This window comes from Paenibacillus lautus NBRC 15380 (assembly GCF_004000945.1).
Lineage (GTDB): Bacteria > Bacillota > Bacilli > Paenibacillales > Paenibacillaceae > Paenibacillus_AQ > Paenibacillus_AQ lautus.
This window is the reverse complement of record NZ_BIMF01000004.1, coordinates 352,441-364,371: the sequence shown is the minus strand read 5'-3', so window position 1 is coordinate 364,371 and position 11,931 is coordinate 352,441. Positions and strand designations below refer to the sequence as shown.

The window sequence follows — 11,931 nt, the reverse complement described above, 5'->3', positions numbered from 1 at the left end:
GAGATGATAGCAAAACCCGAGGGCAGCATGTGGAGTGACGACCAGTGGAAAGCCATCGCAATGTCGGGCGATGACATGCTGGTTGCAGCTGCAGCAGGTTCAGGGAAGACCGCCGTGCTGGTTGAACGGATCATTCGCAAAATCCTCGACGATTCCGCAGGGTTCAGCGTAGACCGGCTTCTTGTGGCTACGTTTACCAAGGCCGCTGCTGCCGAAATGCGGGGGCGGATTAGAGAAGCGCTGGACCGTGAGCTGGACCGGGATCCGGACAATGAGCATATCCGGCGTCAGCTCGCTTTGCTTGGCAGGGCGTCCATTACGACGCTGCACTCCTTTTGCATGGAAGTCATTCGGCGATATTATCAGTTAATACCTCTGGATCCGGGATTCCGCATTCTGAATGAACATGAGGCGGATTTAATGCGGCAGGACATGCTGGAGGAGCTGTTCGAGGAGAAATACGGCGAGGCCGAGGGCGATCCGGAGAGTCATTTTGTGCGATTGGCGGACTGGTTCAGCGGCGAGCGCACGGATGACGCGCTGTACCGTCTCGTGCAGCGCCTCTACGATTTCTCCCGCAGCCATTCATGGCCGGCACACTGGCTTAGGGAAACGGCTGCCGGCTTCCAGGTACAAGATACGGAGGCTCTCGGACAAACGCCATGGGTTCAAAGCATTTTGGCGGATGCTCGGTTGGCCTTGAATGGAGCGGCCGGCTTGCTGCAGCAAGCCAGGGCGATCGCCATGCAGCCGGGAGGGCCTGCACCGTATGTGGATAATCTGGATGACGACTTGCGGCTGGTCGCCTCCCTGCTTGAGGCCATCGATATTTCGCCGTGGGAATCGTTGTACGGCATTTTCCGCGAGGCTTCTTTCGGCAAGCTCAAATCCGTCCGGAAGGATGAGGTGCTGCCGGAGCTTCAGGAACAGGTTAAGGAACTGCGCGACAACGTGAAGAAAATCGTCAACGAGCTGAAAAGTGCATTGTTTGGCCGTCCGGCATCGGAATTTTTGCAGGAACTTCACACGGCAGCGCCGTTGATGATGGAGCTGGCCGAGACGGTTATCGCTTTTAGCGAGCGATATCGGGAGGCCAAGGCGGCCAAAGGTATGGTCGACTTTAATGACCTTGAGCATTACTGCCTCCATATTCTTCGCCACCCCGATTCCGTGCCGGGCCATATGATGCCTTCCGATGCGGCCATGGAATACCGCGAGCAGTTTGATGAAGTGCTGTTGGACGAATACCAGGATACGAACAGCGTACAGGAAGACATTGTACGATTGATCTCCCGGGAAATGCCGGGCAACCGGTTTATGGTCGGAGACGTGAAGCAGAGTATTTATCGGTTCCGCTTGGCGGAGCCGGGATTGTTTCTCGATAAATATAAGACGTTTTCTTCTGACGCAAGCACTGCCCAAGCCGGTATCCGGATTGATCTGGCCCGTAATTTCCGCAGTCGAACGGAAGTAGTGGATGCCGTCAATTTGCTGTTCCGGCAGATCATGAATGAATCCGTAGCCGAGATTGCCTATGACGAGCGGGCAGAGCTTGTATGCGGCGCTTCCTTTCCGGAGCAGGAGGTTCAGGGTGGCACGAACCCTTACACCCCTGAATTACTCCTGATCGACCGTCTTGGAAAAGGGACGGAGGCGCAGCCCGAAGAATCGGCTTCCGAAGACGATGGGGTACATCTTGAGGTTGAGGCGCTTGAAATGGAAACCGCCCAGCTGGAGGCACGCGCCATTGCCCGTAGAATCCGAGAGATGACAGGCGAAAGCGGGAAGCCGCTTATGGTGTACGATAAGGGACTCAAATCGATGAGGCCCGCGGGATATGGAGACATGGTCATTTTGCTGCGCTCAGCCATGGTGTGGGCACCGTTGATTATGGAGGAGCTGCGGCAGGAAGGCATTCCGGCGTTCGGCGAGCAGAACAAGGGATACTTTCAGGCGACGGAAGTGGAGATCATCTTATCGCTGCTGCAGGTGATTGATAATCCCCGCCAGGATATTCCCCTGGCTTCCGTATTGCGTTCGCCCATACTTGGATTATCCGAGGAAGAGATGGCACAGGTGCGTCTGTGTGCCAAAGGGACTTACTACGATGCGCTTAAGGCAGCAGTCGCGTTAAGTGTCGCCCCGCCGGTCATGGATTCTGCACGCTCTGTGGGCTTCGTGGATGGCAAATGGACACCGGGCGTAGAACTGGAAGGCTTAGCCGAAGCAGCAGCAGGTCATGAGCTCGTGGCAGGCAGCCTTCTTTCGGACGCTCCGTTATCAGCGGAAAGTCAGAATATCGAAATATCTCCGGAGCTGGGCTCAAAACTTGGATTGTTTATGGATCAGCTTCAGCGCTGGCGGCAGGAAGCGCGCCAAGGAAGTTTGAGCGATCTGATCTGGCGAATTTACAGCGAAACCGGTTATTTGGATTGGGTTGGCGGTCTGCCCGGCGGCAAGCAGCGTCAGGGTAATCTGACCGCCTTGTATGACCGGGCTGTGCAGTATGAACAGGATACCGCCTCCAGAGGTCTCTTCCGATTCCTGACCTTTATCTCCCGGCTCCGGGAGCGAGGCGGGGATCTCGGCACGGCCGGCGGTACGGAAAGTCAGGGCAACGCAGTGCGCCTGATGACCATTCACAAGAGCAAGGGGCTGGAATTCCCGGTTGTTTTTGTAGCGGGATTGTCCAAAAATTTCAACCAGCAGGATTTGAACTCCCCATTCCTGATGCATAAGGAGCTTGGCTTTGGACCGAAGTTTGTGGATGAAGGCATGCGCGTTAGCTACCCGACGCTGCCTAATCTGGCGATCCGGCGCAGGTCGCAGCTGGAGCTGTTGGCTGAGGAGATGCGCGTCCTCTATGTTGCCCTTACGCGGCCCAAAGAGAAAATGATCCTGGTCGGTACGGTGAAGGATTTGCCGAAGAAGGCGGCTGTGTGGGCACAAGCCGATTTTAACCCGGAGCTTCTTCTGCCGGATTACGTCCTTGCCCGTGGCCGGAGTTACTTGGATTGGATCGGCCCGGCCGTGATACGCCATCCATCCGCAGGTGTGCTCCGCGAAAAGGCGGGATTACCCGGGGAGACGAGCTCACGCGTGTTGAGGGAAGATCGATCGCAATGGATAATTTCGATTGAGACGCCGGAATCCTTGGCGCAGGGCATGACCGGCATTGAGGATGACGTGCAGGCGGATAGCGATGATCGGTTGATTAAGCTGAATGCCCTGCGCAAGCTCGAGCCGGTTGGTCCGCTGGCTACTATGGCCGAAGCGGAAGGTAAAAGCACAGATGGTCAACGTGCAAGCATCTATGAGCGCTTGTCTTGGAAATATCGTTATGAAACGGTCAGCCAAATATCCGCCAAAACGTCCGTAACGGAGATGAAGAAGCTGCTTGCCTTGCAGGACAGCCCCTCCCTGGATCTGCTGGAGGAGCAGGCCGTAAAACGCCAGAGCAAGGAAAATATCGGGGCAGGCTCATCCTTCACACTAAGCTTGCGGCGGCCGAAATTTATGGAGTCAACAAAGCTGACACCCGCGGAACGGGGAACCGTGTATCATACGATCATGCAGCATGTGCCTCTTGAACGATTGGAGGGAGCCGCGGAACCGACGCCGGAGATTGAAGACACGATCCGCTACCTTGTGGAAAAAGAAATCTTAACCGGTGAGCAGGCAGCCGCGGTGGAAGCCACGGAGATCAGCGGCCTGTTCGCTTGCGAGGTAGGGAAGCAGCTGCTGACAGCAGAGGATGTCTGGCGCGAGATGCCGTTTTCATATGCACTCCCGGCAGCTGAAGCATACCAAGGGCTCGCTTTCATGGACCAAATCTCGGACCAAGCGGCCGAAGCAGCACCGGATGTGCAGCTCCTTCAGGACGAAACCGTGCTGATCCAAGGGGTTGTGGACTGCCTGTTCAGGCAGGGTGGTAGACTTGTGCTGCTGGATTATAAAACGGACCGGGTCCTGGAGCATCGCGGCGGCGTTTCGGCCTTGGCAGAGCAGTATCGTTTTCAGCTGGATCTATATGCGAAGGCCTTGGAGGATATTTTAGACGAGCCCGTGCATGAAAAATGGCTGTACTTTTTTGATGGGGGACATGCCGTTCAATTATAGTCATTTCTATTGGTTTGATTTGGAAGTTTGAAGCGGGAGAGGAGATTAGCGATGCGTATATTGCATACCGGAGACTGGCATCTGGGGCGCACACTCGAAGGTCGGAGCAGGCTTGCAGAGCAGGAGCGCTTTTTGGATGAGCTGGTTAAGCTGGCAGATGAAGAGCAGGCCGATCTGATCCTCATGGCGGGGGACGTTTATGATTCCGTCAATCCGCCTGCGGCTGCAGAGCAGTTGTTTTACGATGCGGCCGCCAGACTTACGGAGGGGGGGCGCCCTATGGTGGTCATTGCGGGCAACCATGATCAGCCGGAACGGGTTGCATCGGTCACGCCGCTTGTTGCAACCAGGGGCATAACCCTGATTGGTACCCCTGTTGCCGATGCAATCACTGTTTCAGCGGCACGTACCGGAGAAACGGCCAAGATTGCAGCACTCCCATATCCGTCGGAGGCCAGGCTCAACGAGCTGCTTTCCATCGATGGAGATGAGGATCAGCTCCGGCGTGCCTATAGCGAGAGAGTCGGAAAACTGATGAGGATGATGGCAAGGGATTTTTCTCCGCAGACGGTCAATCTGGCCATGAGCCATATCTATGTGCTTGGCGGCGTCGAGAGCGATTCCGAGCGACCGATTCAGGTCGGTGGAGCGTACACGGTTGATCCGTTGGCACTCTCTGTAGGCGCATCCTATACGGCGCTTGGTCACCTGCATCGTTCTCAGGCAGTAAAAGGAGAGGGAATTATCCGCTACAGCGGTTCACCTCTCGCCTACAGCTTCTCGGAAGCGGGACAGGCCAAATCGGTGACTCTGGTTGACGTATCGCCAGGAGGAGCCCCCGTGATCGAGGAGCTGTTTCTTAGCAGCGGCCGCCCGCTTGTTCGCTGGAAGGCCAAGGGCGGCTTGGAAGAAGTGTATCGTTGGCTTGATGAAGGGCGCGATCCCGAAGCCTTCATAGATCTGGAGGTATCCCTAACGGAGGCCATGGGGCTTGCCGACATTCAGCGACTCCGAAAGAGCAGGGACGGCATTGTTCACATCCGTCCGGTTTACCCGGAGATGGAGGCGCTGGAGCTGGAGAGCGAGCGCTCCCGACTGCCGCTGCCGGACCTGTTCCGAAAGTTCTACCAGCGGCAAACCGGCGGGGCGGAGCCCGAGGATCATCTGGTCGATTTGTTTCTGGAGCTTGTAGAGGAAGAGGAGTCTGACGGGATGGAGGTGAAGTCGTAGATGAAACCGATCTTGTTGAAGTTATCCGGACTGCAGAGTTACCGAGATACGCAGGAGATTGATTTTGAGACGTTGTGCGAAACCGGACTCTTCGGTATTTTCGGACCGACGGGAAGCGGGAAATCCACGTTGCTGGATGCTATTACTTTAGCCATGTACGGAAAGGTGGAGCGTGCGGTTAACGGAACCCAGGGCATCATGAACCATTCAGAGGACAGCTTGTCCGTCTCCTTTACGTTTGAGTTGTCTTCCGCTGCCGGGCTGGAACGATACCGGGTAGAGCGCCGATTCAAACGGGTCAACGAGCTCTCTATAAGCAATACAATAAGTCGTTTTATCCACGTTACTCCCGATGGGGATCAGGTGATGGCGGATAAACTGGCCGAAGTCACCCGCTGCGTAGAAGAGAAAATTGGACTGAAAATGGATGATTTTACCCGCGCGGTTGTCCTTCCTCAAGGAAAGTTCGCCGAATTCCTCTCCCTGAAGGGGAGTGAGCGTCGGCAGATGCTTCAGCGGCTGTTTCATTTGGAGCGGTACGGAGACCAGCTCGCAATCAAGCTCAGCCGGCGTGTTAAGGATACAGAGGGTTCGCTGAAATCCGTCGAAGCTGAACAGCAGGGGTTGGGCAGTGCAGGGAAAGAAGCTTTGGCGGAAGCCACTGCGGTGCTGGAAGATGCCAAGAAACACGCGGCGTCATCCCGGGGCCTTCTTCAGGCCGCCATGGAAGCCCATGAAGCTATGGGGAAAATCCGTGAGCTGGATATGGAAAAACGGCGGCTGCAGGGGAAGCTGGATGAACTAGCCCTTCATGAGGAAGAGATGAAGGAGCTGGAACGACGGCTTGAGCTGACAGGGGCGGCAGCCGCTGTTCTCCCTGCGCTTGAAGCATGGCGCGAATCCGGCAAGGCCTGGGATCATCGGCGGCAGATTGCCGAAGGACTCACCGCGCAAGCTGCATCCGCTCAGAAGGCGGCGGAGCAGGCTGTAAAGGCGGATGAAGCAGCCCAGGCAGCCCTTCGGGCCGAGGAGCCGAAGCTGGTGCTTCGGGAGCAGCAGCTGGAGCAAGCTGTTTTATTGCAGCGGGAACGTGATGGATTACGGGACGAACTGATTAGACTCGACGCACAGCGAGTGAATGCCCGTAAAGAGCTTGAAGGGGTAACTGCCCAGCTGCAGAAGGAGCAGGAGCTGCTCGAACGAGGGCGAAAGCGGCAGGAGGAGCTGCAGGACAAGCTGAAAGGGCTTGAGACTCGCTCTGGTGATCGCCAGTTGCTTCATATGGCGATGCAGAAGGTTCAAGCGCTTGAGTCAGCCGGCAGACAGAAGCAAAAGGCTGAGCTCGAGTTAAAGTCGCAGGAGAGCAGGCTGAAGGAGCAAGAGGCAACACGTATTGCCCTGCAGAAGCAGGAGCAAGAATTGCAACGGCACTACATACAGCTCTCCGTGCAAGCTATCAGCTTGCAGCGTGATGCAGCCGAAGCCTCGTCGTTTGCCGATCGGATGGCAGCCGCGGCAGCTCATGTAAACCAGGCGATGAGCCAATCGCTTCGCGACAAACAGCTTCATGCGCTGTCCCTTTCACTGGCCGCCGAGCTTCAGGAAGGAGCGCCTTGTCCGGTTTGCGGAAGTGAACATCATCCTCTCCCTGCTGCCTCATCAGGGCAGCCTGAAGATGATCTTGATGAGAGCATGGATCGGCTGACGCAGATCACTCATCAGATCCAGGAGGTCAGATTAACCCTGCGGGGGCAGCTTAACGAAGCGGAAGCGCTGGCAAGCCAAACGCGTTCGCAGATTGAGCCGTACGCAGATGACGACCTGCTTGCCGTCAAACCCGGCGGGCAGGAACAGGAACGCGGATGGATGGAAGCGGCAGTGTCAGCTATACCTGCCGATGATAAAGCGTACGATGTCGAAAGGCTTGCCTCCGATACGGCCTGGCTCATGAAAGCAGCCGAAACTCAGGCTGCTGCCATCGGGCAATGCCGTACGGAAGCGTCCAAGGTACAGCAGAGCCTCTTTACATGCCAGCAGGAGCTAATGAAACAGAACGCTGCGCTTGAGAATGGTCAAATGATATGGAACCAGCAGCGGGATCAGCTTGCAGGACTGGAAGCAGAAGCTGAGGGCATTCTGAATTCCTGGCAGGAAGGCAAGCCGGATTTCTCTCTGGAGGAGGCAGCCGGCCGTTTTCAGCTCATGCAGGAGAAGGATGCGGAATCCGAGTCGATTAAGGAAGGGCTTGAGCGCAGCGTACCATTTATTGAGGAGAAGAAGCAGGCCGTCCTTCGCTTGGAGCAGCAGCTTCGTGAGCTGGAGAAGCAGCTGATTCAATGGGACGCGCAGCGTGAAGGAAAGGCGGAGGGGCTGAAGGATAAAGAAGAGCGCCTTCAGGCATGGATTGGTGACCGGTCGGCTGAGGAATTGCTGAGCGAATGCCGGACCAGAATGACGATGCTGAAGGAATCCGCTGAACAAGCCAGAAGCGAGTGCAGGAAGGCAGAAGAGAAGGCTCAGCATGCAGCCAAGGAAGCGGCTCTTGCGGAACAGGCTGAGAGAGCTGCGCAGGAGCAGCATCAAGCCGCCAAGCTTGCTTGGGAGAACCAACTGGCAGCCTCACCGTTCGCTACGGAGCATGCCGTCATGGAAGCCTGTTTAACCGCGGAAGAAATTGAACGTTGTGTACAGTTAGTGAAAGCACACCGGGAAGGTCAGCGGGAATGGACGCTGAGACTTCGCGACGTCGAACAGAAGCTTGGCGCCAGCCCTTTTCATGAAGAGGAGTGGGAACGGTGCTCAGCCGAGCTTCAGGCGGCCCGTACAGCCGATGAGGAGGCTCTTCAGGCGAGGGCTCGAGCCGAGCGGGACTTGGAAGACCTGAATAAACGTCACATCCGGTTTATGGAATTGGAAGAGCAGCGTCTTAGCCTTCAACGGGAGAGCGAGCGCTTGTCCAAACTGCAGTCCTGCTTGCGCGGAAACGCGTTTGTTGAATACATTGCGGAGGAACAGCTGATGCAGGTAAGTCAGTCGGCTTCCCAGCGTCTTCGCTACTTGACCAAACAGCGCTACTCGCTTGAGGTGGATTCCGGCGGAGGATTCGTCATTCGGGACGATGCCAACGGCGGCGTCCGGCGTCCGGTATCCACATTATCCGGCGGCGAGACATTCCTGACCTCATTAGCCTTGGCTTTGGCACTCTCGGCACAAATTCAGCTGCGCGGGCAATATCCGCTGCAGTTCTTTTTCCTCGACGAAGGGTTCGGTACGCTGGATCCGGAGCTGCTGGAAACGGTCATCACCGCGCTTGAGCGGCTCCATACCGATAAGCTGACCGTTGGCATCATCAGTCATGTGCCCGAGCTTCGGGCGCGTCTGCCGCGCAAGCTGGTCGTACGGCCGGCAGAGCAAGCGGGTGCGGGCTCGAAGCTTGCAATCGAATCGATGTAGCAGCGAACCATGGATAATGTGATCTAAATCACGGAAACAGCAACATGGCACTGTTATAGTACAGATAAGCCGACATATATAAGAAGCACCGGGCAGGCGCTTGATCATGAGAGATTCCTATCTTTTCCCTTGCTCTCGTGATGAAGCGCCTCCTTACTGGACAGCTGCGTTCCAGGGGTGCTTCTCTTTTTTTTGTGTCGTCCCTAATTGTCATCTATTGGACGCATTGCCTAATTTCTTATATGATAAAAGCATGTAAACGTATGAAAGGGGTAACCGTGATGGATTGTCTTTTTTGTAAAATCGTAGAGGGTGAGCTTCCTTCCACGAAGGTACTCGAAAATGATAAGGTGCTTGTATTTCAAAACATTAATCCGGAGGCGCCGGTTCATGTCCTGATTATTCCCAAGAAGCATATCGCATCCATGAACGATATTCAGGATGAAGATTTGCTGCTGATTGGCGAGATGCACAAAGCGGCTAAAGAAGCCGCTGCGAAGCTGGGCATTGCGGAGAGCGGTTACCGATTAATTAACAACTGCGGACCCGATGGGGAACAATCGGTGTTTCATGTGCACTATCATCTGATGGGCGGTCGCCGTTTAGGCGCTTTAACAGGCATTTCGCCCGCTCATACATAATATCGGGCCAATGAAGAAATAGATCAGCCTCGCTGTCCAATGTCGCAGCGGGGTTGTTCCAATTCTTTCGACTATCGTAAAATAGACGCCTAAGGTTGACACCTTATTTCCGTTTGCCCTATAATGAAGTTTGATGAACCGTGTTAATGCTCTTGGACGGTCTGGTCGGAGGGAGGGAAAACTGGTGTCTGAAACTAAAGTTCGCAAAAACGAGACAATTGATGCTGCACTTCGTCGCTTCAAGCGTTCCATTGCTAAAGATGGCGTATTGGCTGAAGTGAAGAAACGCAAGCATTATGAAAAGCCAAGCGTAAAGCGCAAGAAAAAGTCCGAGGCTGCTCGTAAGAGAAAGTTTTAGGAGGATCTGAACTAGCATGAATCTTAGCGAACGATTGAACGAAGATATGAAGCAAGCGATGAAGAGTAAGGACAAGTTCAAACTCTCAACGATTCGAATGGTTCGTTCGACGATAAAAAATCTTGAAATAGATTTGAAACGAAGTTTGGATGACAACGAAGTGCTTGATATTTTTAGTCGTGAAATCAAACAGCGCAAAGATGCCCTCCAAGAATTTGAAAAAGCGGGACGCGACGATCTTGCCGCCGATGCAAAAGCAGAAATTGAGCTCCTAAGCGCCTACCTCCCGGAACAGCTTACTGAAGAAGAAATTAAAGTCATTGTACAGCAGACCATCCAGGAAACCGGTGCTTCTTCAAAAGCCGAGATGGGTAAAGTAATGAGCGCTCTCATGCCGAAAGTTAAAGGGCGTGCAGATGGAAAGCTTGTCAATCAAGTTGTTCAACAATTTCTGTAACAACATAAGTGAAACACCCCTTGTTTTCTCAAGGGGTGTTTTTTCTTTTTATCCGGGGGATGTTTTCGAGAACCGCCTCTTCGCGATGGTTTTTTTAAGAATGGGAATACTTTTTGAAACGAATTCGTTTCTGATTCGTAATAACTACCATATGAGGGCAAGTAGATACATATGCTTATGCAACAGGCAGGACGCTGAACCCTATTTGTCGAAGTAATGGTTCAGATGGCTTAATACGTCGAAAAGGAGGGGAACAGATTGAGCAAACCGTTTTGGATCCGCAAATTACTGACATTCACGGCAGCTGTTGTTATGATGCTGATATCCATCGGAATGTATGTAGGTCCGGTGAAATCCGCGGTGGCTGCGAACATCGGATCGGTGTATGTCATTCCGGTCAAGCAGCAGATCGAGCGCGGCTTAACCAGCTTTATGGAGCGTGGATTTAAGGAAGCCGAGAAGATGGCGGCAGGACTGATCGTCCTGGAAATTGATACGCCGGGTGGTCTGGTCGACCAAGCGGGTAAAATTGCATCCTTGATGAAGGCCAGTGATATTCCGATTGTGGCTTACATCACGGGTGATGCCGCATCGGCTGGGAGTTACATTGCGCTGAACGCAGACAAGATTGCCATGTCGCCAGGCAGTATGATTGGCGCGGCTTATATGGTGGATGCCAGGGGGAATCCGATCGAGGATGCCAAGATGGTTTCCTGGTGGAAAACCAGCATGGCTAGTGCTGCTGAAGCTTCGGGCCGAAATCCGGAGATCGCCAAAGGAATGGCTGACCTTAATTTAAAGGTTGAAGTGCCTGAAATCGGTTTAACGAAGCAGCCAGGCGATATAATATCCTTGACGCATGATGAAGCGCTGAAGACAGGCTATGCGGATACGGTTGCAAGCAGCACGGAAGAAGTCATCACGTGGATGGATTATTCCACGCAGGATGTATTCCGGATGGAGCCGACCTTCTCGGAGAAACTGGCTACTTTTCTTACGCACCCTGGCGTGATGACGCTCCTGCTCTTCATTGGTATCGCAGGTGTCATTATCGAAGTGATCGTTCCGGGCTTTGGTGTGCCGGGAATTCTTGGTGTGGTTGCATTCGTACTGTATTTCTTTGGTAACCAGGTGGCTGGATTTGCCGGTTGGGAGACCTGGCTGCTGTTTATCATCGGTATCGTGATGCTGGCGATGGAGCTGTTTGTGCCAAGCTTCGGGATACTGGGCATCATTGGATCAGCCAGCTTGATTGCCGGCGTGGTCATGGCGGCATACAGCACGTCGCATGTCGCGCTGTCTCTAGGTATTGCAGCGGCATGTGCACTGGTGGCTATCATTGTGGTCGCCCTCGTATTTAAGGAACGGGGAATATGGCGGAAGTTCATACTCAGTGACAGCTTATCCAAAGAGCAGGGGTATATTCCGAATGAAGACCGAGATGTATTGATCGGTCTGGTCGGAACTTCGCTTACGCCGCTGCGGCCAGCTGGAACGATGGAGCTAGAGGGACGACGACTTGATGTGGTTACCCTTGGAGGATTCATCGATTCCGGCCGCCCGGTCCGCGTCATCAGGACGGACGGCACTAGAATTGTGGTAGAGGAAGAAAAAGGGTGAACCTCGTCACGGAATTGTGTAGTATTACAAGGGATAGTATTTTAAGCGTTCTA

At 54.2% G+C, this 11,931-nt stretch carries 7 protein-coding genes; all 7 read left to right on the top strand.

Annotated features, from left to right (window positions below; genetic code table 11):
- Nucleotides 1-3 precede the first annotated feature (3 nt).
- Entirely contained in the window at nucleotides 4-4,119 is a 4,116-nt protein-coding gene (addA, locus tag PLA01S_RS10835) for a helicase-exonuclease AddAB subunit AddA (protein ID WP_127592238.1), read from the top strand.
- 51 nt (nucleotides 4,120-4,170) lie between these two features.
- Nucleotides 4,171-5,349 (top strand): exonuclease SbcCD subunit D, encoded by a 1,179-nt coding sequence (locus PLA01S_RS10830; RefSeq protein WP_127592102.1) that lies wholly within the window; start codon nucleotides 4,171-4,173, stop codon nucleotides 5,347-5,349.
- A complete protein-coding gene (locus tag PLA01S_RS10825) occupies nucleotides 5,350-8,802 on the top strand; it encodes an AAA family ATPase (protein WP_127592100.1) in 3,453 nt (1,150 codons plus the stop codon).
- A gap of 281 nt (nucleotides 8,803-9,083) precedes the next feature.
- Nucleotides 9,084-9,443, top strand: a complete 360-nt coding sequence (locus tag PLA01S_RS10820) for a histidine triad nucleotide-binding protein (RefSeq protein WP_071222932.1) — start codon at nucleotides 9,084-9,086, stop codon at nucleotides 9,441-9,443.
- A 184-nt stretch (nucleotides 9,444-9,627) separates the two neighbouring features.
- Nucleotides 9,628-9,801, top strand: coding sequence for a 30S ribosomal protein S21 (gene rpsU, locus PLA01S_RS10815; RefSeq protein WP_005547957.1), 174 nt, complete (start codon nucleotides 9,628-9,630; stop codon nucleotides 9,799-9,801).
- A 16-nt stretch (nucleotides 9,802-9,817) separates the two neighbouring features.
- Nucleotides 9,818-10,258: a GatB/YqeY domain-containing protein gene (locus PLA01S_RS10810; RefSeq protein ID WP_006209020.1), complete on the top strand. Its 441-nt coding sequence runs from the start codon at nucleotides 9,818-9,820 to the stop codon at nucleotides 10,256-10,258.
- Nucleotides 10,259-10,573: 315 nt separating this feature from the next.
- Nucleotides 10,574-11,878, top strand: coding sequence for an NfeD family protein (locus PLA01S_RS10805; protein WP_246059438.1), 1,305 nt, complete (start codon nucleotides 10,574-10,576; stop codon nucleotides 11,876-11,878).
- Nucleotides 11,879-11,931 lie beyond the last annotated feature (53 nt).

Bases quoted from the DNA above. Each gene is read 5' to 3' on its own strand.
- addA (WP_127592238.1), top strand. From the start codon at position 4: ATGATAGCAAAACCCGAGGGCAGCATGTGGAGTGACGACCAGTGGAAA.
- PLA01S_RS10830 (WP_127592102.1), top strand. From the start codon at position 4,171: ATGCGTATATTGCATACCGGAGACTGGCATCTGGGGCGCACACTCGAA.
- PLA01S_RS10825 (WP_127592100.1), top strand. From the start codon at position 5,350: ATGAAACCGATCTTGTTGAAGTTATCCGGACTGCAGAGTTACCGAGAT.
- PLA01S_RS10820 (WP_071222932.1), top strand. From the start codon at position 9,084: ATGGATTGTCTTTTTTGTAAAATCGTAGAGGGTGAGCTTCCTTCCACG.
- PLA01S_RS10810 (WP_006209020.1), top strand. From the start codon at position 9,818: ATGAATCTTAGCGAACGATTGAACGAAGATATGAAGCAAGCGATGAAG.
- PLA01S_RS10805 (WP_246059438.1), top strand. From the start codon at position 10,574: ATGCTGATATCCATCGGAATGTATGTAGGTCCGGTGAAATCCGCGGTG.